This is a genomic window from Martinezella multihospitum, assembly GCF_900094585.1.
Taxonomy (GTDB): domain Bacteria; phylum Pseudomonadota; class Alphaproteobacteria; order Rhizobiales; family Rhizobiaceae; genus Rhizobium; species Rhizobium multihospitium.
In genome coordinates, this window is record NZ_FMAG01000007.1 from 202,180 (window position 1) to 225,530 (window position 23,351).

The following is a 23,351-nucleotide window of genomic DNA, read 5'->3' on the forward strand; positions in this document are numbered from 1 at the left end:
AAATCCTCTGTGATTACGGTTTTATTCGGAAATAATTACAATTGAAGAATGGTTTTACAGAAGGGGCGCTGATGCACCCCTTTCAATATGTTCGATCGTAAGTGGTGGTTTCTATCCCAGATTGAGTTCCTGGAAGAAATCGTTGCCCTTGTCGTCAATGACGATGAAGGCTGGAAAATCCTCGACCTCGATCTTCCAGACGGCTTCCATGCCGAGTTCCGGATATTCGAGAACCTCTACCTTCTTGATGCAATCCTGGGCAAGGCGTGCTGCCGGACCGCCGATCGAACCCAGGTAGAAGCCGCCGTATGTCTTGCAGGCTTCGCGCACGGCGCGCGAGCGATTGCCCTTGGCGAGCATGACCATGGAACCGCCGAAGGACTGGAACTGGTCGACATAGCTGTCCATGCGGCCCGCCGTCGTCGGGCCAAAGGAGCCGGAGGCGTAGCCGGCAGGCGTCTTGGCCGGGCCGGCGTAATAGACCGGATGGTTTTTCAGGTATTCCGGCATGCCTTCGCCTTTTTCCAGGCGATCGCGGATCTTGGCATGGGCAAGATCGCGCGCCACGATGATGGTACCGGTGAGCGACAGGCGCGTCTTGACGGGATGTGCAGACAGTTCTGCCAGGATATCCGCCATCGGCCGGTTGAGATCGATGCGGACCATCGATTCTGAAAGCTTGGCTTCGTCTATCTCCGGCATGTACTTGGACGGATCGGTCTCGAGCTGCTCGATGAAGATGCCATCGCGCGTGATCTTTCCCTTGGCCTGGCGGTCGGCGGAGCAGGAGACGCCGAGGCCGATCGGCAGCGAGGCGCCGTGGCGGGGCAGGCGGATGACGCGGACGTCATGGCAGAAATATTTACCACCGAACTGCGCACCGACGCCGAGGCTCTGCGTCAGCTTGTGGATTTCCTTCTCCATTTCGATATCCCGGAAGGCATGCCCGCTTTCGGAGCCTTCCGTGGGAAGACAGTCGAGATATCGCGTCGAGGCGAGTTTGACCGTCTTCAGGTTCATCTCGGCCGAGGTGCCGCCAATGACGATGGCGAGATGGTAGGGCGGACAGGCTGCCGTGCCGAGCGTCAGGATCTTCTCCTTCAGGAAGTCCAGCATGCGGTCATGGGTCAACAGTGATGGTGTGCCCTGATAGAGGAAGGTCTTGTTGGCCGAACCGCCGCCCTTGGCGACGAAGAGGAATTCGTAGGCATCGGTGCCTTCCTCGTAGATATCGATCTGCGCCGGCAGATTGTTCTTGGTGTTCTTTTCCTCGAACATCTTGATCGGGGCGAGCTGCGAATAGCGCAGGTTCTTCTTCTCGTAGGCATCGAGGACGCCCTTGGCCAGCGCGCCGCTGTCGCCGCCTTCGGTCCAGACGCGGCGGCCCTTCTTGGCCATGATGATGGCCGTGCCGGTGTCCTGGCACATGGGAAGCACGCCGCCGGCGGCAATATTGGCGTTCTTCAGCAGATCATAGGCGACGAAGCGATCGTTGTCGGTCGCTTCCGGATCTTCCAGGATCGAGGCCAATTGCTTCAGGTGGCCGGGACGCAGGAGATGGTTGATGTCCGCAAAAGCGGTCTCGGCCAGCAGGCGGATGCCTTCGGGGTCGACGGTCAGGATCTCCTGACCCTTGAACGTGTCGACGGAAACATAATCGCCGGAAATCTTGCGATAGGGCGTCGTGTCGTCGCCGAGAGGAAATAGATCGTCAGCCATGTGTGAAACCTTTCAAGCCGGATGGCGGGGAAAATGTTTGGAAACGATCTAAATCTGGCTTGAGGCAAAAGCAATTGTTTGGCTGCTATGTCGAAATCTCAAAATGGGAGATTGTCGATAGGAGATGCGCGGGACGAGTGCGTCTTTTGATGCTGAAATCTTGTGTCCGGCCCCTCACCCTAGCCCTCTCCCCCCTCATGCGGGGAGAGGGGACTTGTTCTGTGTTGCGGCACCTACTGAGGTTGTTGATCTTGCATGATCAACTCCCTCTCCTCGCAATGCGGGGAGAGGGTTGGGTGAGGGGCCATGCACACGGCTGCAACATCGGAGGACATACCCGGATGATCACCGTCCAGTGATATCACTTCGGTCCGATCATCGTCTCCGGCCGGACGATGGCGTCATATTCTTCCGATGACACCAGCCCGCTCGCCAGGGCTTCTTCCTTGAGGGTCGTGCCGTTCTTGTGGGCCGTCTTGGCAATCTTGGCGGCGTTGTCGTAACCGATCTTCGGCGCCAGCGCGGTCACCAGCATCAGCGAGCGCTCCAGGCCCGCTTTGATATTGTCCTCGCGCGCCTCGATGCCGACAACGCAATTATCGGTGAAGGAAACTGCCGCATCGCCGAGCAACTGCACCGACTGCAGGAAGTTGTAGGCCATCATCGGATTATAGACATTGAGTTCGAAATGGCCCTGGCTGTCGGCGAAGGTGAGGGCGGCATTGTTGCCGAAGACTTGAATGCAGACCTGCGTCAGCGCCTCGCACTGGGTCGGGTTGACCTTGCCCGGCATGATCGACGAGCCCGGTTCGTTTTCCGGCAGCGCCAGTTCGCCGAGGCCGGAGCGCGGGCCGGAACCCAGCAGGCGGATATCGTTGGCGATCTTGAAGAGGGCTGCCGCCGCCGCATTGATGGCGCCATGGCTGAAGACCATGGAGTCATGCGCGGCCAGCGCCTCGAATTTGTTCGGAGCGGTAACGAAGGGCAGGCCGGTAATCTCCGCAATCTCATGTGCGACTTTCTCGGCAAAGCCGATTGGCGCATTGAGGCCGGTTCCGACTGCCGTGCCGCCCTGGGCGAGTTCGCAAAGGCCCGGCAGCGTCAGCTCGATGCGCTTGATCGAGGAGGCGACCTGGGCGGCATAGCCGGAAAACTCCTGGCCGAGCGTCAGCGGCGTTGCATCCTGCGTATGGGTGCGGCCGATCTTGATGATATGGGCGAAGTCGGCGACCTTCTTTTCCAGCGCCGCATGCAGGTGGCGCAGGGCCGGCAACAGGTGATGGACGATCTGCTCGGCGCAGGCGATGTGCATGGCCGTCGGGTAGGTATCGTTCGACGACTGGCTTATGTTGACGTGATCGTTCGGATGCACCGGCTTCTTCGAGCCCATGACGCCGCCGAGCATCTCGATCGCGCGGTTCGAGATCACCTCATTGGCGTTCATGTTCGACTGCGTGCCCGAGCCGGTCTGCCAGACGACCAGCGGGAAATGATCGTTGAGCTTGCCATCTATGACTTCCTGCGCCGCATCGACGATCGCCTTGCCGAGGGCCGGATCCAACTGGCCGAGCTCCATATTGGCGCGTGCAGCCGCCTGTTTGACGATGCCGAGGGCGCGGACGACCGAGAGCGGCTGCTTTTCCCAGCCGATTTTGAAATTGCCGAGCGAGCGCTGTGCCTGCGCGCCCCAATAGCGGTCGCTGGCGACTTCGATCGGGCCGAAGGTATCGGTTTCGGTGCGGGTGGACGTCATCTTCCTGGTCCTGCTTTCCATTGAGACAGATAGCAGCCATATAGGCTCGAACGGCGCTCATGAAAATATCGAAGCGCCATTCATGACTACAAAAATCATGTTTTCAATGCGATCTTCGGGCGTGCTCTTTTTAACACGCTTGGCATATATTCGCGGAGGCGCATTTTCCGCCCCTCAAAAAGCCTGGCAAATTTCAATAAAGGATTAACCAATAATTTCATAATTCGGTGTGGAGTAAGCGCGGAAGACGCCACTGCTTCGTCACGTGAAGTTGAGGCATTGAACGAAAGGCGGGGTCTCGCCGTTTTTAGTGTAGTGGGTGTATGATGTCTAAGACATCGCGGCCGAGTTGAAAACAGCACCGTCGAGCTCGAAGTTACCGTACGATACAGGGACTGATTAGAGAATGAAACTTGCCATCAAAGCCACAGCATCCGTCCTGGCTCTTTCCTGCTGCCTTTCCTCGATTGGCGCAACCTCTGCCAGCGCTATGACCCTCATGGATTTCATCCGTGGCGGTCAGGGCCGTCAGCAGAGCACGCAGGTTTCGGCTCCGGTTCCCGTCAACCCGGCGCAGACGCTGAACTCCGTCGAGCCTCCGAAGGCAAAGCAGCCGCTGCCGACCGTCGATGCGCCGAAATACTATACTTACAAGGCCGATCAGATGCGCTTGGTCTCGACAGCGCATTTCGCCGATCCGGTGGTGACCGGCGCCGTTGCCGACGCCTCTCCCACGCCGATCGCTGTCGATACCGACGTCTCGCAGCGCCGCTATCTGGCGGATGCGCGCGTCATGGCGACCAATGACATCGCCAAGGCGATCGAAGCCTATTATGCCGATCAGAGCAAGCCGCTTCTCTGGGTTGCCGATCACGCCGTCAGCGAAAAGGCCAAGGCTGCCATTGCGGTTCTTGCCGATGCCGGTTCCGTCGGTCTCGATCCCGCCGACTATGCGGTGACGCTGCCGAGCGCCGACGCGGCGAATGCCGATCCGGTGATGCGCGATCGCGTGCTCATGCAGTTCGAGCTCGCGCTGTCGAGCAAGATATTGATGTTCGTTCAGGATACGGTTCGCGGTCGTCTCGACCCGAACAAGATCTCCGGCTATCACGACTTCAAGCGCAAGGACGTCAACCTGACGGCCATGCTCGATGTGTTGCGTGCGAGCTCTGATGTCACGGCCTATCTCAACAGCCGCAGCCCTTCCAATTCGCAATTCATGGAATTGAAGGCGGAACTGGCCAAGCTTCGTTCCGAAGCCGGAACGGACGGCAGCCGTATTTCCATTTCGCTCGCCGGTACGCTGAAGCCGGGCGATAGTTCGCCGGAAATGGCCAATATCGTCAAGGCGATCGAGCATCGCGGCTCGGATGCACTGAAGACGGCTCACGCCGATCTTTTCTCCGCTTATCTGGGCACGCCAAGCTATACGCCCGAGCTCGTGTCACTGGTCGAGGACTTCCAGCGCGAAAAGGGTCTGACGGCTGATGGCGTGATCGGTCCGTCGTCCGTTCGCGCCATGGTCGGCGAAAACAATGATGCGAAGATCCAGAAGCTGGTCATCGCCATGGAGCAGCTGCGCTGGCTGCCGGACGAACTCGGCCCGCGCTATGTCTTCATCAATCAGCCGGCCTTCATGGTCTATTACTACAATAACAACCAGGAACAGCTGTCGATGCGCGTCGTCGTCGGCAGCAAGCAGCACCAGACCTTCTTCTTCGAAAATCAGGTGCAGACGGTCGAGTTCAATCCGTTCTGGGGTGTTCCGCAGTCGATCATCATCAACGAGATGCTGCCGAAGCTGCGTTCCGATCCGAACTATCTCGACCGCATGGGCTATCAGGTCGAAGTGGGCGGCCGCGCCGTCGCTTCGTCCAGCGTCGACTGGTACGGCTCGACGAAGAGCATTTCAGTCCGCCAGCCGCCGAGCAGCGACAATGCGCTCGGCGAGTTGAAGATCCTCTTCCCGAACTCGCATGCGATCTACATGCACGACACGCCGCAGAAGAGTTTCTTCAAGAAGGACATGCGCGCGCTCAGCCACGGCTGCGTCCGCCTTGCCGACCCGCGCGCCATGGCTGCTGCCGTGCTGAACACCACGGTCGACGATGTCGCCAAGCAGATCGCAACCGGCCAGAACAAGGGCGTGTCGGTGCCGCAGAAGTTCCCGATCTACATCGCCTACTTCACCGCCTGGCCGAACAAGGACGGCGTCATTCAGTATTTCAACGACGTCTACGACCGCGATGCCGCCACGCAGAAGGCGATCGATGCGACCTCGAAGGCACGTACCGCTCAGATCTGAGTTGGGTTCGATCAGGAAATATGCAAAGGGCGGCTCATCGGCCGCCCTTTTTGATTTGAAGAATACGAACTTCTCAAGCCGCCAGCAGTCCCTCGACCAGTTCCGGCGTCAGCTCGTCATAGTGATAGATGATGCGGTTGGGGCCGAGCGTTTCCACGCCGACATCGGAATAGCCGAAGGGGACCGCCACCGAAGGCACGCCGGCGTTGCGGGCGACAAGGATGTCGTTGACGCTGTCGCCGATCATGATCGTGCGGGCGATATCGCCGCCGGCTCGTTCGATCGTGCCGATCAGATGTTCGGCGTGCGGCTTGCGCACCGTGAAGGTGTCGCCGCCGGTGATTGCCTCGAAATAATGGGTGAGTTGCAGCCGTTCGAGCAAGGTGCGGGCTAGCGATTCCATCTTGTTGGTGCAGACGGCGAGCTTATAGCCCTTGTTCTTCAGCGTCGTGAGCGCTGCCAGCAATCCCGGATAGGGCTGGGTGGCGCCCGGCATCGTCTCTGAATAATGGGTTATGAAGCGCTGGAGAAGAGCGGGCAGTTCTTCCGATGACAGCGTGTAGCCATGCAGTTTGCAGGCCCGCTCGATCATGACCTGCGCGCCATTGCCGACGAGGTGTGTCACGTCGTCATAAGTGACCGGCGGAAGCTTGAGCGCGGCGATCGTATGGTTCAGGCTGACGATCAGGTCTGCATGCGTATCCAGCAGCGTGCCGTCGAGATCGAATACGACAAGGGGAGATTTCACGAGGAATCGGCCTTTGCATAGAAAAGAGTGCGTCTTCCGGAGTTAAAAGATCACGCGGGCAATTGCAACTGAAGCGCCCGAAAGCCTTGGCGGGAAGGGGTCGGGGATTTCTATATCGCGCCGTTATTTTGGCTTTCGTTTGGCTGGAGAGCCGTGTAAACAGCAGACCAACGTAACAATGGGAGCAGGTGGCGCATGGACGCCCGCCAGATGAAGATTGAGGCTGCGAGGGCCGCACTGGCTTATGTCGAGAACGGCATGCGGCTCGGCATCGGCACCGGCAGCACGGCGGAGGAGTTCGTTCGTCTGCTGGCCGAAAAGGTCGCGGCCGGCCTCTCGATCCAGGGCGTTCCCACGTCTGAAAGGACAGCCAAGCTCTGCAACGAGCTCGGCGTGCCGCTGAAGTCGCTCGACGAGCTTCCGGAACTCGATCTCACCATAGATGGCGCCGACGAGCTGGACGGTAAACTGACCCTGATCAAGGGCGGTGGCGGTGCGCTGCTGCGCGAGAAGATCGTCGCTGCCTCGTCCGCCCGCATGATCGTTATCGCGGATCAGAGCAAGGTCGTCGAAACCCTCGGGGCCTTTCCGCTGCCGATCGAGGTCAATCCTTTCGGCCTCGTTTCCACGCGCATCCTCATCGAAAAGGCCGCGTCGCGTCTTGGGCTCTCGGGCGCGCTCAATATGCGCCACTCGGGTGACAGCCTCTTTGTCACCGATGGGGGGCATTTCATCGTTGATGCATCTTTCGGCCGTATTCCTGATGCAGAGGCGCTTTCGAGCGAGCTTTATTCGATTCCCGGCGTTGTCGAACACGGGCTCTTTATCCATATGGCGACACAAGCGATTATTGCCGGCCCTGCCGGTGCGCGCACGTTGCAGGCGAACAATACATAGGAGCACTCATCTCATGATCAAATTTGCGGGTCTTGGCCGTCTTGCCGCTGCAACCGTCCTTCTCTCCGGCATTGCCTTCGGTTCCGTCAACGCTCAGGAAGTTTCCGAGGATCAGATCAAGGCTGCGCGCGCCGCGATCAATGCTCTCGGCATCACCAATCAGTTCGACAATATCCTGCCGAACCTCGCAGAGCAGCTGAAGAGCACGATGATCCAGGCCAACCCGAATTTCGGTGACGCGATCAACTCGACCGTCGATGCCACCGCTCTGGCGCTTGCACCGCGTCGCGCCGATCTCGAGCGTGAAGCCGCCATCACCTACGCCAAGGCCTTCTCTGCCGACGAGCTGAAGGCGATCGCCGATTTCTACAATTCCGCGGCTGGCAAGAAGCTGCTCAAGGATGGCCCACTCGCCACCCGCGAACTCTACAAGGCTGCCGATATCTGGAGCCAGGGCATTTCGCGTGACCTCGCCAACCAGAGCAACGATGCCCTGCAGAAGGTCGTGAAGCAGCCGGTGGCAGCGCCGGACGCCGGTGCTGCTGCTCAGCAGCCTGCGCCGAAGCAGTAATCAACGGCCGGCCGCCGCAGCGGTTTCGAAAGCTGCGTTCGTTGTTTTCGGTATCTGCGGCAAGCAGTTACAAATTCGAAGCCCGGATCGATTCCGGGCTTTTCTTTTTGGGTCGCGGCTCCCTATATGAGTGCCAACCCCCTGGCGCTTCTTGCGCATCTTCATGACCATAGGAGCCACCGATGCCTTCGTTTGATTTCGACCTTTTCGTGATTGGCGGCGGTTCCGGTGGCGTGCGCAGCGCGCGCGTGGCGGCGTCGCTCGGCAAGAAGGTCGGCATTGCGGAAGAATATCGCTATGGCGGCACCTGCGTCATTCGTGGCTGCGTACCGAAGAAGCTGTTCGTCTACGCCTCGCAGTATAGCGAGCATTTCGAGGATGCGGCCGGCTTCGGCTGGACTGTCGGCGAAAGCAGTTTTGACTGGACGAAGCTGATCGAGGCAAAGGACAAGGAAATCGCCCGGCTGGAGGGCCTCTATCGCAAGGGGCTCGACAATGCCAAGGCGGAGATCTTCGATACGCGCGCCGAGCTGGTGGATGCCCACACTGTCAAGCTGCTGAAAACCGGCCAGACCATCACGGCCGAGACCATCGTCATTGCAACCGGCGGCAGGCCGAACCTGCATACGGCGCTGCCCGGCCACGAGCTTTGCATCTCGTCGAACGAGGCCTTCCACCTGAAGGAATTGCCGAAAGCGATCCTGATCGCCGGCGGCGGCTACATCGCCGTCGAATTCGCCAATATCTTCCACGGCCTCGGGGTCGAGACGACGCTGATCTATCGCGGCGCCGAAATCCTGTCGCGCTTCGATCAGGACCTGCGCAAGGGCCTGCATGAAGCGATGGAAGAGAAGGGCATCCGCATTCTCTGCCACGACATCATCCAGAGCGTCGAGAAGACGGAGAACGGCCTTAGCGTGCGGACGAAGAACGACAAGGTTCTGACGGTCGATACCGTCATGCTGGCGCTCGGCCGCACACCGAATACCGAAAATCTTGGACTGGAAGCTGCCGGCGTCGCGCTCAACGAGCAGGGCGCTGTGATTGTCGACGAGTATTCGCGTACTTCCGTTGCGAACATTTACGCGCTCGGCGACGTCACCGATCGGGTACAGTTGACGCCGGTGGCGATCCATGAGGCCATGTGCTTCATCGAGACCGTCTACAAGAACAATCCGACGCTGCCGGATCACGAACTGATCCCGACGGCGGTCTTTTCGCAGCCGGAGATCGGCACGGTCGGCCTGACCGAGGAAGACGCCGCCAAGCGTTATCCGGAGCTCGAAGTCTATCGCGCCCAGTTCAGGCCGATGAAGGCGACGCTGTCGGGCCGTACCGAGAAGATGATCATGAAGCTGATTGTCAATGCTGCCGACCGCAAGGTGATCGGCGCGCATATTCTCGGCCACGATGCCGGCGAAATGGCGCAGCTGCTCGGCATCACGCTGAAGGCCGGCTGCACCAAGGACGATTTCGACCGCACCATGGCTGTGCATCCGACCGCGGCGGAAGAATTGGTGACGATGTATTCGCCAAGCTATCGCATCCGCAACGGCGAGCGCGTGTAACGCGCCCGTTTTGGCGCAGAAATCGACTGCACCATAAAAGATCCGCACAGTAGTTTGCCCGCCTTTGCAAGCGGGCGGCAAAGGTTTATAAGCGCGCGTTATTTACGACGACGGGACGCCCGGCAACGACCGGGCGCACAAGCAGGTGAGTGAGATGGCACAGAATTGGACACCCAGCAGTTGGCGGCAGAAACCGATCCAGCAGGTGCCGGATTTTCCGGACAAGGCAGCGTTGGCAGAGACCGAAGCGCAGCTTGCAAGCTATCCGCCGCTCGTTTTTGCCGGTGAAGCTCGTCGCCTGAAGGCCCATCTTGCCAACGTTGCCGAAGGCAACGGTTTCCTGTTGCAGGGCGGCGATTGCGCCGAAAGCTTCGCGGAACACGGCGCTGACAATATTCGCGACTTCTTCCGCGCTTTCCTGCAGATGGCGGTCGTTCTGACATTCGGCGCGCAGCTGCCGGTGGTGAAGGTCGGCCGTATTGCTGGCCAGTTCGCGAAGCCGCGTTCGTCGAACATAGAAACGCAGAATGGCGTCTCGCTGCCGAGCTATCGCGGCGACATCATCAACGGCATCGACTTCAATGAAGAGTCGCGCGTTCCCAATCCGGAGCGTCAGATGATGGCTTACCGCCAGTCTGCCGCGACGCTCAACCTGCTGCGCGCCTTCGCGATGGGCGGCTACGCCAACCTCGAAAACGTGCAGAAGTGGATGCTCGGCTTCGTCAAGGACAGCCCGCAGGGCGAGCGCTACCGCAAGCTTGCCGACCGCATCGGCGAGACCATGGATTTCATGCGCGCGATCGGCATCACTGCCGAGAGCAATGCGAGCCTGCGCGAAACCGATTTCTTCACCAGCCACGAAGCGCTGCTTCTCGGCTATGAAGAGGCCTTCACCCGCGTCGACTCCACGACCGGCGACTGGTACGCGACCTCGGGTCACATGCTCTGGATCGGCGACCGTACGCGCCAGGCCGACCACGCCCATGTCGAATATTTCCGCGGCATCAAGAACCCGATCGGGTTGAAGTGCGGTCCTTCGCTGCAGGCGGACGATCTCATCAACCTGATCGATATCCTGAACCCGGAGAACGAAGCTGGCCGTCTGACGCTGATCTGCCGTTTCGGTCACGACAAAGTTGCCGACAACTTGCCGCGCCTCATTCGTGCCGTCGAGAAGGAAGGCCGCAAGGTCGTCTGGTCCTGCGATCCGATGCATGGCAACACGATCACGCTCAACAACTACAAGACGCGCCCGTTCGAGCGCATCCTGTCGGAAGTCGAGAGCTTCTTCCAGATCCATCGCGCCGAAGGCACGCATCCGGGCGGCATCCATATCGAAATGACCGGCAAGGACGTGACCGAATGCACGGGCGGCGCCCGCGCCGTCGGCGCCGAGGATCTTCAGGATCGCTATCACACTCATTGCGACCCGCGTCTCAATGCCGACCAGGCACTCGAACTTGCGTTCCTGCTCGCCGAGCGGATGAAGGGCGGCCGCGACGAGAAGCGTATGCGGGCTCACGGCTGAGGGAAGCCGGATCCATGACCTTATAAAGCGGGCCGGCGAAAAGCCGGCCCGTTTGCTTTCGTGCCGGACGGATCAATCCGGCTTAAAGCCTCTTCATTTCTTTGAAATTGACCCGAATGCCGTTCTCGGAAAGGCTGCCCTCAAAACAAGGGGAGCGATCATGAGCGACGAACACACGGGAGCCTGCCTTTGCGGCAGCGTACGTTTCAGGACACGCGGCAAGCTGCGCGAGGTCGTCGCCTGCCATTGTTCGCAGTGCCGCAAGCAGACCGGGCTCTATTATGCCGCGACCAACGTCGCGCGCGAAAATCTCGTCATCGAGGGAGAAGAAGCTATCACCTGGTATCGTGCCAGCACATTCGCTCGCCGGGGTTTCTGCAGGACCTGCGGCTCGGCTTTGTTCTGGGTGGCTGACGGCGCCGATGAAGTATCGATCATGGCCGGTCTGTTCGACCGGCCGAGCGGCCTTGAGATAGGCTATCATATCTATTGCGCCGACAAGGGCGACTATTATGAGATCAGCGACGGATTGCCGCAATATCGGCAGGGGCGACCGGGATTGCTGACGGCCGGCCCTTCCGATTGACCCTCAGATACTGCCTTTTTCCGTAACGAGCTTGCTGAGCTTGGCGAGTTCTTCCCGCACCACTGCGAGCTCCGTCAGCACCTGCATATCGATCTTCTGATGCAGGGACAGCACTTCCAGCTCGGACTTCAGATTGACTTCGTAATCCTTGGCCGCCTCGAAGCGATCCCGCTCTGCCTGCCGGTTCTGAGACATCATGATGATCGGCGCCTGGATCGCGGCGAGCATGGAGAGGACGAGGTTCAAAAAGATGAAAGGATAGGGGTCGAAGGCGTTCGTGGTGAGAAGGATCGTGTTGATGGCGCACCAGAAGACCAGAAACAGCAGGAAAGCGATGATGAAGGACCAGGAGCCGCCAACGCGGGCGATGCCGTCAGCCAGACGCTGTCCCGTGGACGATTCCGCCGAGATGGCTGCATTGATGTCGGTGGAAATGATCTTTCGCTCGTGCGCCTTTTTAAGAACGCGCTTTTCGATATCGCCGAGCTGATCGGTCGTCTTGTCAAAATGCAGATGGACGAAGTTGGGAAGATTATGCATTGGGAGGGCTCCGAGGTCCTTGTGGCATTGAATGCAACTATTCGACCAACGGGTAAAAATGCAACGAGGGAAGGGTTTCAAACCCGACTACGCATGGAGCCGCTGCGTGTGTCGCTATGGCAAAACCGCTGCATTAACCCATGCTCGCGATGGAGCTAGCTGTTCTCCTGGCTCACCAGCTCTGCATGCGATGGGAAGAAGCGTTCCAACCCATATTGACGGCCGAACATCATGTCGTGCTGCAGATAGCGATAGTCGCGCACCATCGGGTCAAGCTCCTGCTCGTTGCGTGCCCAATCGGGGAAGGCTTGATTGTCGCGGCTCGCAAGCTGGTAACGATCGACGACGTTGTATTTCCTCTGAATGCGGCCGAGGAAGCCCGTGTAGAAAGGATGCTCGTAGCCGGCGGTTTTCAGCAGGTGATACGGCAGCTGCGATGGGCTGATGGTGCCGATGTCCTTGCGAATACCCTTCCTGCTCGACCAGACGACGAGCGGCGTCTCGTGCTCCTTCTTCATGACATCGAGCGGTGCCTTGCGGGTCGCCACCTGCTGCGGCATGTAGCCGGTGTTCGGATAGACGTTGCCGAGCGGCGGCAGATGATCGCCCCAGAGGACGATGATGGTTTCGCGGTCGCGCTTCTCGGCCCACCCCATCAGCATCTTCAGGCTGTCATCGGCTTCGCGCACACCTTGTGCATAGGTAGCGAGCGCCGCACGGTCATCGTCGTTCAAATTGCCGGCGATATCGACGGTATTCTCAGGATAGCGGTCGGCTTCGTAAGGCCCATGTCCCTGCAGGGTGACGGCAAAGAAGAAGAAGGGGCGCTCAGCGGCGTCTCCTTCGCGCATGATTTCCTTCATGAGGGAATCGTCGGCGGCGAACATGCCGCGCTTGTCCATGGCCGGTAGGGTTTCCTGGGTGTGAAACTCCTCGAAGCCGAAGGCGCGGTAAACCTCGTTGCGGTTCCAGAACCAGCCACTGAAGGGATGGAGGGCGCGTGCCATGTAGCCTTCGCCACGGAAGAAAGTAGCGAGCGATGGCATCGGGCGCCGCACATATTGCTGATAGGGAATGCTGCCATAGGGCAGAAACGCATTGGAAAAGCCGGTCAATGCCTCGAACTCGACATTGGCTGTCATGCCGCCGAATTCCGGTGAGAAGACATGTCCGGATTGTCTGGCGCGGATGGTCGGCATCGGATCGGGCGTGAAGGCGATGTCGGCAAGGCGCGTCGGGTCCCAGAGGGATTCGCTCATAAGCATGATGACGTCGGGCTTTTGGCGCGGCCCGGAGAGATAGCCGTAATTTCTTGCGGGCAAGGCGTCGATGGCGCCAGGTCCGTAGCCAGCCGGTGACTTGACGTCGGCCATGGGCAAATTCAGTGCGAAGGCGACGATGAAGCCGTTGTGGTTATAATTTTCCGTCTGGTCCCAGACGATCGGTATGATGCCTAGCTTCTCGCGAACATAGGAATATTGTGTGGGGTCCATCTGCGAGGCGAAAAGTGCTGCTAGCGGCAGGCAGATCGAAAGCCGGGCAAGGCGCTCCTTGTGTGAAAACAAGGCGGTGCGGCCGCTGATATGGCGCCAGACCAGGATCAAGCTAGCGAGGCCGACGAGGAGGCCGATCGCCAGTGCTGCGGCCGTCCAGGGGCGATCGCGGACCATGACCGGCATCAGCTCCATGATCTGCCGCCCAAACAGGAAGTCCGAAGGGTAGAGCGGATCGGAGAGAAAATTCTGCTTCTGACTGGAAATGAAGGCCGGTATGAGCAGCAGCGGAACGACGATCAAAGCGGATAGATGCGCGCGACCGATCAAGGCATCCAGGGTCAGCATGGCCAGCATGACAACGCCGATGGTGGCGGGGCCGGGGCGGGACGGGGAAAGGAGATAGGTCCAAGCCGAGGCGAATTCACCGCGTGCGATCCATTCGACCGTCATGACGATGGACAGGGAGAAAAGCAGGGTCAGCGCGAGGCTCAGAAGCAGACGCAGAGCGGCGGACTTCTGTCTCGCGTCGCCGATCTTCTGGAAAAGGGCAAGCTTGCCCGCCAAGGCGGACTCGATGACCAATGCGACCAATGATTTCTCCAAAAGCTACAAAATATTCATATAAGTGTCACGCTTCTGTCATGAATGATGCATGAACCGCAAGGCAAGCCTGGTATTTTTCCGGGCAAAAATACCGCCTATGCGCGTGGCGCGATCTTTGATGCGTGTGCGGGAAGGAAGGCGGTTGCGGAAGAAAGATGCCATCGCTAAATGTATGGCATGACAGAGCAAAGCCAGATCACCCACACCATCCGCATCGCCGTCGCGCAGCTCAATCCGACGGTCGGTGACATCTCCGGCAATCTTGCCAAGGCGCGTGAGGCACGCGCTGAGGCAGCGCGCGAAGGCGCGCAGCTCATATTGCTGACGGAACTGTTCATTTCCGGCTATCCGCCGGAGGATTTGGTGCTGAAGCCGGCCTTCATTCGCGCCTGCTGGAAAGCAGTCGAGACTCTGGCTGCCGATACCGCCGATGGCGGCCCCGGCGTCATCATTGGCTTTCCCCGGCAGGATGAGACTGGCCGCTATAATTCGATTGCCGTGCTTGATGGCGGTAAGGTGATCGCGGTCCGCGACAAGGTTGACCTGCCGAATTACGGCGAATTCGACGAAAAGCGCGTCTTCGATCAGGGGGCCATGCCAGGCCCGGTCAATTTCCGCGGCGTGCGGCTGGGTATCCCGATCTGCGAGGACATCTGGGGCGAACTCGGCGTCTGCGAGACGCTGGCTGAGAGCGGTGCGGAAATCCTTCTCTCGCCGAATGGCTCGCCGTATTATCGCGGCAAGGTCGACGTGCGCCATCAAGTCGTGCTGAAGCAGGTTATCGAGACGGGTCTGCCGATGATCTATGCCGCCCAGCTCGGCGGCCAGGACGAATTGGTTTTCGATGGCGCGAGCTTCGGCTTCAACGCCGACAAGACGCTGGCCTTCCAGATGAGCCAGTTCGAAACTGCCCTGACGGTCACCACCTGGAAGAAGAACGGCGATGGCTGGCACTGTGCCGAAGGGCCGATGGCTCATATTCCGGAAGGCGAGGAGGCGGATTATCGCGCCTGCCTGCTGGGCTTCCGCGACTATGTCAACAAGAACGGCTTCAAGTCGGTCGTGCTCGGCCTTTCCGGCGGCATCGACTCGGCGATCTGCGCAGCAATCGCGGTCGACGCGCTGGGCGAAGAGCGTGTGCGCACCGTCATGCTGCCCTATCGCTATACCTCGCAGGATTCGCTGAAGGATGCGGCCGATTGCGCCAAGGCGCTTGGCTGCCGTTACGATATCGTGCCGATCGAAGATCCCGTCACCGGCTTCACCTCCGCCTTGTCCGACCTCTTCGAGGGCACCGAGAGCGGCATCACCGAAGAAAACCTGCAGAGCCGCGCCCGCGGCACCATCCTGATGGCGATCTCGAACAAGTTCGGCTCGATGGTGGTGACGACGGGCAATAAGTCGGAAATGTCGGTCGGATACGCTACACTCTATGGCGATATGAACGGCGGCTTCAACCCGATCAAGGATCTCTACAAGATGCAGGTCTACGCGCTGTCGCGCTGGCGCAACCTGCATGTGCCGCCGGGCGCGCTCGGCCCTTCGGGCGAGGTCATTCCTCATAACATCATCGACAAGGCGCCTTCGGCGGAGCTGAGGCCGAACCAGACCGACCAGGATTCGCTTCCGCCCTATCCGGCGCTCGACGATATCCTGGAATGTCTGGTCGAGAAGGAAATGTCCGTCGAGGAGATCGTCGCGCGCGGTCATGATGTCGCGACCGTGCATCGCGTCGAGCATCTGCTCTATCTCGCGGAGTACAAGCGCCGCCAGTCGGCGCCGGGCGTGAAGATCACGAAGAAGAATTTCGGTCGCGACCGTCGCTATCCGATCACCAATCGGTTCCGCGATCGCTGATCGCACCTCCGACAGAGGAAGAGGACGAATGCGCAGCTCGGTCGAGATCTACAACATCCGCACGGGTGAAAATCGCGTTGTCTGGCAGACGGAGGAGCTTGTCGAGGCGCCGAACTATTCGCCCGACGGACGCTATCTGCTGCTGAACGGCGACGGCCTGCTTTACCGTTTGTCCCTGGATGGCGGCGCCGGGATCGCTCAGGTCGATACCGGTTTCGCCACCCGATGCAACAACGATCACGGCATCTCGCCCGACGGCTCGCTGATCGCCATTTCCGACAAGACGGAGCACGGCAAGGCCTGTATCTATGTTCTGCCGGCAGAGGGTGGCACGCCAAGGCAGGTTACGACCAATCTGCCGTCCTACTGGCATGGCTGGTCGCCGGACGGAAAGCGCTTCTCCTATTGCGGTATCCGCAACGACGTGTTCGATATCTATACGATCTCGATCGATGGAGGCGAGGAAACGCGCCTGACGCATGGTGAAGGCCGCAACGACGGGCCTGATTTTTCGGCCGATGGGCAATGGATCTACTTCAATTCGAGCCGTACCGGCCTGATGCAGATCTGGCGCATCCATCCCGATGGCACCGGCCTGCAGCAAGTGACCCATGATAATTACGGCAACTGGTTCGCCCATCCGTCGCCGAAGAACGACAAGGTTGTGCTGATCTCCTACGATCCCGATGTCTTCGATCATCCGCGGGACCTGAATGTCCGCATGCGGTTGATGGATATGGATGGCGGCAATATCACCACGCTGTTCGAGCTCTTCGGCGGGCAGGGGTCGATCAATGTGCCGAACTGGTCACCGGATGGTGATGCTTTTGCCTATGTGCGGTATCAGCCGGCTTGATCCAGGGAGCATGACCTCTGGACAGATCGCAACCGCCGCGATAGATGTGACTTGTTCTCAGGGCGCATCCGATCCGCGGGAAGGGCTGGGCCCACCTGATGCATATAAAGTGAGACTGCCACACCTCTTTTCAGTCTGTGGGCGCGGATACCGGACGTAAATGGAAGGAGGTCTATCGTGACCACGCGCTCTTTGGCGGTCGACGCCACTCTCGATTCCCTGAAAAAGCAGGCCAAGTCTTTCCTCAAGGCCGTCCAAGCCGGCGATGTTTCGGCGCATAGCCGCATTGCGCCCTATTTTGCCGATGTCGCCGATGTTGGGCTGCAGGACATTCAGCTCGTTCTTGCCCGCGAATTCGGTTTCTCCAGCTGGACGAAGCTCAAGGCGCATCTCGAAAGCAGCGATCGCAGGCATGCTCCGCGGGATCAGCTCGCCAACCGTTTCCTGTCGCTCGCGACGGTTTCGTATTTTGCCAATATTCCCGCCGATCCCGCACGCTTCGATCAGGCGCTGCGACTGCTTGAAGACAATCCGGAGATTGCGGACGAAAGCATCCATGTCGCTGCTGCGCTCGGCGATGCCGACCGCATAGGTCGCTGGCTCGATCGCCAGCCGCAGCTTCTTGATCGCAAGGGCGGGCCGCATGATCTAACTCCGCTGATGTGCGCCGCCTACGCTCGCGTGCCGGGTCGATCCAGCCTGCCGGCGGCCCGCGAGCTGGTCCGGCGTGGGGCCGATGTCGACGCCTTCTTCCTCGATGCCGGTCAATATCGCTTCACCGTTTTGACCGGCGTCTTCGGCGAAGGTGAGGCGGGAAAGGATCGCCAGCCGCCGCATCCGGAATGCGAGGCATTCGCGCGGCTGCTGCTCGACGCCGGCGCCGAAGCCAATGACAGCCAGGCGCTCTACAACCGCATGTTCGAACGGGACGATACTTGCCTGAAATTGCTGATCGAATATGGCTTGTCCGCTAGGGATAAGAACAATTGGCTCGTGCGCGAAGATGGCAGATTCGTTGCAAATTCGCAGACCGTTTTCGACTATCAGCTTGCCTGGTCGTTGGAACATCACATGGGCGAACGGGTGCGCCTGCTGGTGGAGCACGGGGCGGATGTTCATAAGGTCGTCAATGGCAGAACGCCGTATGAGTGGGCGCGGCTGGGTGGTGACAGCGAGCTGGCCGCATATCTTGTGCAGAAGGGCGCGGTGGCCGTTCGTCTGAAAGACGAGGATCGAGTCTATATCCAAATACACCTGAAGCAGCGCAAAAAGGCGATCGATCCGGCCGTAGCCATCAAGCACATGGCGTCATTCGTTAAGCACATAAAGAGATTTGCGGGCGATGGTGATATCGTGGCGGCGATGCGCAAGACCCATCCGGCCATGCTCCACGACGCTGCTGGCGAAAACAACCTTGAAGCTGTCCGCCGAATGCTGGCTTTGGGCTTCGACGTCAATGCCATGACAAGCCGAACGCCGCTGCATGAAGCCGCGCTGCATGGCCATATGGAGATGGCGAAACTGCTGATCGAGCATGGAGTCGATACCACCGTTCGCGATCCCAATTTTCATGCGCCGGCAATCGGTTGGGCCGAATATAATGGCAAGGAGGAAATGGTCGAGTTTCTGAAAGCCCATCCGCTCGATATTTTCGCGGCGGCCGCTTTCGGTCAGATCGATCAGCTGGCTGCTATTCTTGATAAGCATCCGGAACAGGTGAATATCCGCTTCGGGGACTTCCGCCCGCATGGGCAGTCCACCGATCGCGACTGGATGACGCCGCTTGGCTTTGCCATCGTCAATCGCTGCGGCGAGGCGGTGCGTTTCCTGCTGGCGCACGGGGCTGATCGTTCGGTCAGGGACGCCTCCGGTCGATCCTACCGCGATCTCGCGCAGGAGACGGGTGATGAGTCCATTATCTCCCAGTTGCGCCAGTCGGGAGCGGCATGAAACCAGGGAAGCGGGGCGGTCAGGCGAAGATGAGAAACGTCTGGCCGCGCGTTATTGCGTCGGCTGCGGCCCGGCCTCTTTCGGATGTTTGAGGTCGATGCTGCCCTGGTCGGTCGCGAGAAATTGCGGGCCGACCTGGCGCACCTTATGGGCCGAGGGATCGTAGGGGCGATCCGGCGGAAACTGCTGAGGCTGCGCCTGTGTTACCTTGGGTGCTGCCGTCGGGGGTGCCTGCCTTTGTTGCAGGCTGGAATCCTTCTGCAGCCTCGGCGTCTCGATGACGGTAATAGAGCTTTCCGGCTTAGCCAGGGATTGCTCCTGCGGCGCATAGGCATCCATTTTCGTGCGGGTGTCGATGACGATATCCGGAGTTGCCGAAGCCGGCAGGCTGCAGCCGTTGCGCTGCATCGTATCCAGCAACTGCCGGCGCTGCATGGCAACGGCATCGACACGGCCGACGCTCTGCTCACGCTGATCCATCAGCAGGGAGAGGTCGTGCCGCATCTGATCGATCGATTGCCGCATGTCGTTGCAGACGCCTTGATTGTCCTGCCCGCCAAACACTGCATCGTCGCCTTCGATGCAGCCCTGGTTGCGCAGATCGCTCATCGTTCGGCGGATCATCAGGTTCTGTTGGACGATGGCACGCGACAGCTGGCGCGTTTCCTGGCTGGCGCCGATCACTTCGTTGATATCGACGTAGCGGCCGCGCAGCTCGTCGCAGAGGTCTGCCTGCGCAAGAGCCGGCGTGGCCGTCAGCAGGGATAACAGGGCAATGGAAGCTTGTTTGGTGCCGCGGTTCACGGTTCTGCTCTCGAAAGCGGTTTTAAGTCGCTGAAGATTACACGTTGCAGCTTAACAACGTATCCATGAAAAAGCACGGATTTCGAGAGGATTTTCATGAAATTGCAGCTCGCGGCTGCCAACAGCAAGAAGATTGAACGGTTCCGCGATTGCATAAAGCGCGGAACCGTTCTGACGTAGGGTGTGAGCCGCTGTATTAAGCGATCTGCGAGGCCTCGACGACGGCAAGCGCTGCCATGTTGACCACGCCACGGGAGGTGACCGACGGCGAGAGAATGTGGGCCGGAAGCGCAGTGCCAAGCAGGATCGGGCCGACATGTAGGCTGTCGGTCATGGTTTTGACCACGCCGAGCGTGATATTGGCGGCATCGAGATTGGGGAAGACCAGCAGGTTCGCTTCGCCCGTAAGCGTGCTGTCCGGCATCACGTGACGGCGCAGGCTCTCGGAAATGGCGCTATCGCCATGCATTTCGCCGTCGACTTCCAGCTCCGGCGCCGCCTTGCGGACGAGAGCGAGCGCCTCGCGCATCTTGGTGGCGCTTTCCGACTCCCGTGAACCGAAGTTGGAATGCGAGACGAGAGCAGCACGCGGCTCGATGCCGAAGCGCTTGATTTCCTCGGCAGCCAGCCAGGTCGACTCCGCGATTTCCTCGGCGGTCGGATTAAACGTGACGTAGGTGTCGGTATAGAAGGTCGCGCCGCGCTGCGAGATGAGCAGGCTCAGTGCCGAGAAATCACGAACATCAGGCCGCTTGCCGATGATCTGGCGGACGATGCGCAGATGACGCTCATAACGGCCTTCAAGGCCGCAGATGAGCGCATCGGCTTCGCCGCGCTTCAGGGCAAGCGCGCCGATAACGGTCGCGTTGGTACGAACGATCGTGCGTGCGGCTTCGGGGATGACGCCAGCGCGGCCGACGAGCGAGAAGTAGAGGTCGACATATTCGCGGAAGCGCGGATCGTCTTCCGGATTGATGACAGCGAAATCCGTATTCGGACGGATCTTCAGGCCGTAGCGCTTCAGGCGCGTCTCGATAACGGAGGGACGGCCGATCAGGATCGGGACGGCGGTGCCTTCCTCGAGCAGGACCTGGGCGGCGCGCAGCACGCGCTCGTCTTCGCCTTCGGAGAAGACCACGCGCTTGCGTTCCGCGATCTTCGCGGCCGCAAAAATCGGCTTCATGATGAAGCCGGAGCGGAAGACGAAGCGATTGAGCTCGTCCATATAGGCGTCGAAATCGGCAATCGGGCGCAGTGCCACGCCGCTATCGGCGGCGGCCCTCGCCACGGCCGGTGCGATGCGCAGGATGAGGCGCGGATCGAAGGGCGAGGGGATCAGGTAATTCGGGCCGAAGACCGGTGTTTCGCCGGTATAGGCGCGGGCGGCGACATCGGAAGGCTCCTCGCGGGCAAGCGCGGCGATGGCGCGCACGGCCGCCATCTTCATCTCTTCGTTGATCGTCTTCGCACCGCAATCGAGCGCGCCGCGGAAGATGTAGGGGAAGCAGAGGACGTTGTTGACCTGGTTCGGGAAATCCGAGCGCCCGGTGCAGATCATCGCATCCGGGCGGGCGGCACGGGCGAGATCCGGCATGATTTCCGGCGTCGGGTTTGCCAGCGCCATGATCAGCGGCTTTTCCGCCATCTGCTCGAGAAGCTCGGGCTTCAGCACGCCGGCGGCGGAGAGGCCGAGGAAGACATCGGCGCCTGGGATGGATTCGGCCAGCACACGCTTGTCGCTGTCCTGCGCATAGACGGATTTCCACTCGTCCATCAGGACGTTGCGGTCCTTGTAGACCAGGCCCTCGATATCGTGGACCCAGATGTTTTCGCGCCTGGCGCCAAGGATAACGAGCAGGTTGAGGCAGGCGAGGGCAGCGGCGCCGGCGCCGGAGGCGACGATCTTGACGTCTTCGATCTTCTTGCCGGCCAGTTCCAGTCCGTTGAGGATGGCGGCGGCGACGATGATGGCGGTGCCGTGCTGATCGTCGTGGAAGACCGGAATTTCCATCTTCTCGCGCAGGCGGCGCTCGACGTCGAAGCATTCCGGCGCCTTGATGTCTTCGAGATTGATGCCGCCGAAGGTTGGCTCGAGCGCCGAAACGGTGTTGACCATCTCATCGACCGTCGGTGCTGCGATTTCGATGTCAAAGACGTCGATGCCGGCAAATTTCTTGAAAAGGACAGCTTTGCCTTCCATGACGGGCTTGGAGGCGAGCGGGCCGATATTGCCGAGACCCAGTACCGCCGAACCGTTCGAAATCACGGCAACGAGATTGGCGCGGGACGTGTAGTCGGCTGCCGTCTCGGGATTGTCGCGGATGGCGATGCAGGGGGCGGCGACGCCGGGAGAATAGGCAAGCGCCAGATCACGCTGGTTGCCCAGCGGCTTCGTCGCCTGAATTTCCAGCTTGCCAGGGCGGGGATAGCGATGGAAATAAAGCGCCTGTTCATCGAGATTTCCGCTCGCCATGTTCTTGGCTGCGTTCGAAGTGTCATTCGTATCCAAGTCGCGTCTCCATTCCTGCCTGCGCTAGAGTCCCCTGCATACATCAATCGCTTCGCCTTCACAGTATGCAATTGAGGTCGCAAAGCGTTTTTGTCGTGGCAAAACTGAATTGCCTTTTCCGCAATGATCGCGTGATGTTCTTTGCGCAAGTCGAACGTTGCGGTCGCGTCATCAGGTATTCATCGCGCCGACCTATGAATATCTCAGGCGGAGATTTCCCTGATGACTCTGATTGCCTCCCATCGCGGCGGTGCGCATTTGTGGCCCGAAAACACCAGGCTCGCCTTTTCGAAGACGGCCAAGCTCGATGTCGATCTCGTCGAATTCGACGTCCATCAGACGCGCGACGGCAAGCTCGTCGTGCATCACGACGCTCTGATCGACCGGATGACTGATGGCAAGGGCGCGATCGCCGATTTCAGCTATGACGAGTTGATGCGCCATGTCGTGATCGGAAGCGGTGGCGAAACCATTCCGACGCTCATGGAGACCATCGATATTTTCGGACCATCCGCCGTCGATCTCCGGCTGGAGATCAAGACCAAGGCGGACGGTACGCCCTATGACGGTATGGAGCGCCGCATCGTCGATGAGCTGATGGCGACCGGCATGCTGACGCGTACCATGGTGACGAGCTTCTCCCTGCCGCGTCTCGAAGCATTCGGTGCTGCGCTTGGCGAACAAGGGCTGAATGTCGGCGAACTGCTCGGTTTCATCTTCCTCTGTTCGCCTCAGGTCGCCGGGCAACTCGGCTGGAGCGGGATCATGGCCGCCATGCGTGGCTTCGGCGTACGCGAGATTGCAATACGCGCCGATGTGCTTGATGGCGAGGTCACGCAGCTCTTTGGTAGGAATGGCGTGAAGGTGCACGGATGGGCGGCCCATACGAGCGAGTCGGCGCGGGCCATGTTTCGCCTTGGTATCGCCAGTTTTACAAGCGACCGTCCCGACCTCGCAGTCGCCGCGAGACGCGGTTGAAACTCGTCGCTGAGCCGCCAGGCACAGGGTTTGTCATCTTCCTGAAACACGAGTCTGGTTTTGGAATAGCCAAGGTAGGATAG

17 protein-coding genes are annotated in these 23,351 nt (G+C 59.8%); 10 read left to right on the forward strand and 7 right to left on the reverse strand.

All coding sequences use genetic code 11. The features are described 5' to 3' along the window. Window positions 1–111: 111 nt before the first annotated feature. Window positions 112–1,719, reverse strand: a complete 1,608-nt coding sequence (locus tag GA0061103_RS25965) for a fumarate hydratase (RefSeq protein ID WP_092716267.1) — start codon at window positions 1,717–1,719, stop codon at window positions 112–114. 361 nt (window positions 1,720–2,080) lie between these two features. Beyond that, window positions 2,081–3,472: a class II fumarate hydratase gene (gene fumC, locus GA0061103_RS25975; RefSeq protein WP_092716271.1), complete on the reverse strand. Its 1,392-nt coding sequence runs from the start codon at window positions 3,470–3,472 to the stop codon at window positions 2,081–2,083. Window positions 3,473–3,878: 406 nt separating this feature from the next. On the opposite strand from fumC, the gene GA0061103_RS25980 reads away from it, so the two are divergent. Continuing rightward, a complete protein-coding gene (locus tag GA0061103_RS25980; RefSeq protein WP_092716273.1) occupies window positions 3,879–5,777 on the forward strand; it encodes a L,D-transpeptidase family protein in 1,899 nt (632 codons plus the stop codon). A 73-nt stretch (window positions 5,778–5,850) separates the two neighbouring features. Here GA0061103_RS25980 and GA0061103_RS25985 read toward each other — a convergent pair whose 3' ends face one another. Beyond that, complete coding sequence (locus tag GA0061103_RS25985; RefSeq protein WP_092716275.1) at window positions 5,851–6,525, reverse strand: HAD family hydrolase; 675 nt, start codon at window positions 6,523–6,525, stop codon at window positions 5,851–5,853. A gap of 195 nt (window positions 6,526–6,720) precedes the next feature. Here GA0061103_RS25985 and rpiA point away from each other — a divergent pair, with 195 nt between their 5' ends. The 5 genes from rpiA to GA0061103_RS26010 all read left to right on the forward strand — a co-directional run bounded on the left by rpiA (window position 6,721) and on the right by GA0061103_RS26010 (window position 11,675). Next, window positions 6,721–7,422, forward strand: coding sequence for a ribose-5-phosphate isomerase RpiA (gene rpiA / locus GA0061103_RS25990; protein ID WP_092716277.1), 702 nt, complete (start codon window positions 6,721–6,723; stop codon window positions 7,420–7,422). Between the two features lie 13 nt (window positions 7,423–7,435). After that, window positions 7,436–7,993: a DUF2059 domain-containing protein gene (locus tag GA0061103_RS25995; RefSeq protein WP_092716279.1), complete on the forward strand. Its 558-nt coding sequence runs from the start codon at window positions 7,436–7,438 to the stop codon at window positions 7,991–7,993. 182 nt (window positions 7,994–8,175) lie between these two features. Beyond that, the gene (gene gor / locus GA0061103_RS26000) at window positions 8,176–9,561 is read left to right on the forward strand and encodes a glutathione-disulfide reductase (protein WP_092716280.1); all 1,386 of its coding nucleotides are present in this window, start codon (window positions 8,176–8,178) and stop codon (window positions 9,559–9,561) included. Window positions 9,562–9,715: 154 nt separating this feature from the next. Further along, window positions 9,716–11,089 carry a class II 3-deoxy-7-phosphoheptulonate synthase gene (locus GA0061103_RS26005; protein WP_092716282.1) on the forward strand — a complete coding sequence of 458 codons (1,374 nt, stop codon included), beginning with the start codon at window positions 9,716–9,718 and terminating at the stop codon, window positions 11,087–11,089. Window positions 11,090–11,249: 160 nt separating this feature from the next. Continuing rightward, window positions 11,250–11,675, forward strand: a complete 426-nt coding sequence (locus tag GA0061103_RS26010; RefSeq protein WP_092716284.1) for a GFA family protein — start codon at window positions 11,250–11,252, stop codon at window positions 11,673–11,675. 3 nt (window positions 11,676–11,678) lie between these two features. Here GA0061103_RS26010 and GA0061103_RS26015 read toward each other — a convergent pair whose 3' ends face one another. After that, entirely contained in the window at window positions 11,679–12,215 is a 537-nt protein-coding gene (locus GA0061103_RS26015) for a DUF1003 domain-containing protein (protein WP_092716286.1), read from the reverse strand. A 155-nt stretch (window positions 12,216–12,370) separates the two neighbouring features. Next, entirely contained in the window at window positions 12,371–14,302 is a 1,932-nt protein-coding gene (locus tag GA0061103_RS26020; RefSeq protein WP_092716288.1) for an LTA synthase family protein, read from the reverse strand. Between the two features lie 189 nt (window positions 14,303–14,491). Between GA0061103_RS26020 and GA0061103_RS26025 the strand changes: the two genes are divergently transcribed. The 3 genes from GA0061103_RS26025 to GA0061103_RS26035 all read left to right on the forward strand — a co-directional run bounded on the left by GA0061103_RS26025 (window position 14,492) and on the right by GA0061103_RS26035 (window position 18,977). Continuing rightward, on the forward strand, window positions 14,492–16,171 hold the full coding sequence (locus GA0061103_RS26025; protein WP_092716506.1) for an NAD+ synthase: 1,680 nt from the start codon (window positions 14,492–14,494) through the stop codon (window positions 16,169–16,171). A gap of 28 nt (window positions 16,172–16,199) precedes the next feature. After that, window positions 16,200–17,027, forward strand: coding sequence for a TolB family protein (locus GA0061103_RS26030; protein WP_092716290.1), 828 nt, complete (start codon window positions 16,200–16,202; stop codon window positions 17,025–17,027). Window positions 17,028–17,204: 177 nt separating this feature from the next. After that, entirely contained in the window at window positions 17,205–18,977 is a 1,773-nt protein-coding gene (locus GA0061103_RS26035; protein WP_092716292.1) for an ankyrin repeat domain-containing protein, read from the forward strand. 51 nt (window positions 18,978–19,028) lie between these two features. Here GA0061103_RS26035 and GA0061103_RS26040 read toward each other — a convergent pair whose 3' ends face one another. Both GA0061103_RS26040 and GA0061103_RS26045 read right to left on the reverse strand, forming a co-directional pair. After that, a complete protein-coding gene (locus GA0061103_RS26040; protein WP_092716294.1) occupies window positions 19,029–19,781 on the reverse strand; it encodes a hypothetical protein in 753 nt (250 codons plus the stop codon). A gap of 196 nt (window positions 19,782–19,977) precedes the next feature. After that, entirely contained in the window at window positions 19,978–22,254 is a 2,277-nt protein-coding gene (locus GA0061103_RS26045; protein WP_092716508.1) for an NADP-dependent malic enzyme, read from the reverse strand. A 258-nt stretch (window positions 22,255–22,512) separates the two neighbouring features. Here GA0061103_RS26045 and GA0061103_RS26050 point away from each other — a divergent pair, with 258 nt between their 5' ends. Further along, window positions 22,513–23,268, forward strand: a complete 756-nt coding sequence (locus GA0061103_RS26050) for a glycerophosphodiester phosphodiesterase (RefSeq protein ID WP_092716296.1) — start codon at window positions 22,513–22,515, stop codon at window positions 23,266–23,268. The last annotated feature ends 83 nt before the right edge of the window (window positions 23,269–23,351 follow it).

Excerpts from the sequence above, each read along its gene's own strand:
- GA0061103_RS25965 (WP_092716267.1), bottom strand. The coding sequence starts at position 1,719 with ATGGCTGACGATCTATTTCCTCTCGGCGACGACACGACGCCCTATCGC.
- fumC (WP_092716271.1), bottom strand. The coding sequence starts at position 3,472 with ATGACGTCCACCCGCACCGAAACCGATACCTTCGGCCCGATCGAAGTC.
- GA0061103_RS25980 (WP_092716273.1), top strand. The coding sequence starts at position 3,879 with ATGAAACTTGCCATCAAAGCCACAGCATCCGTCCTGGCTCTTTCCTGC.
- rpiA (WP_092716277.1), top strand. The coding sequence starts at position 6,721 with ATGGACGCCCGCCAGATGAAGATTGAGGCTGCGAGGGCCGCACTGGCT.
- GA0061103_RS25995 (WP_092716279.1), top strand. The coding sequence starts at position 7,436 with ATGATCAAATTTGCGGGTCTTGGCCGTCTTGCCGCTGCAACCGTCCTT.
- gor (WP_092716280.1), top strand. The coding sequence starts at position 8,176 with ATGCCTTCGTTTGATTTCGACCTTTTCGTGATTGGCGGCGGTTCCGGT.
- GA0061103_RS26005 (WP_092716282.1), top strand. The coding sequence starts at position 9,716 with ATGGCACAGAATTGGACACCCAGCAGTTGGCGGCAGAAACCGATCCAG.
- GA0061103_RS26010 (WP_092716284.1), top strand. The coding sequence starts at position 11,250 with ATGAGCGACGAACACACGGGAGCCTGCCTTTGCGGCAGCGTACGTTTC.
- GA0061103_RS26015 (WP_092716286.1), bottom strand. The coding sequence starts at position 12,215 with ATGCATAATCTTCCCAACTTCGTCCATCTGCATTTTGACAAGACGACC.
- GA0061103_RS26025 (WP_092716506.1), top strand. The coding sequence starts at position 14,492 with ATGACAGAGCAAAGCCAGATCACCCACACCATCCGCATCGCCGTCGCG.
- GA0061103_RS26030 (WP_092716290.1), top strand. The coding sequence starts at position 16,200 with ATGCGCAGCTCGGTCGAGATCTACAACATCCGCACGGGTGAAAATCGC.
- GA0061103_RS26045 (WP_092716508.1), bottom strand. The coding sequence starts at position 22,254 with ATGGCGAGCGGAAATCTCGATGAACAGGCGCTTTATTTCCATCGCTAT.
- GA0061103_RS26050 (WP_092716296.1), top strand. The coding sequence starts at position 22,513 with ATGACTCTGATTGCCTCCCATCGCGGCGGTGCGCATTTGTGGCCCGAA.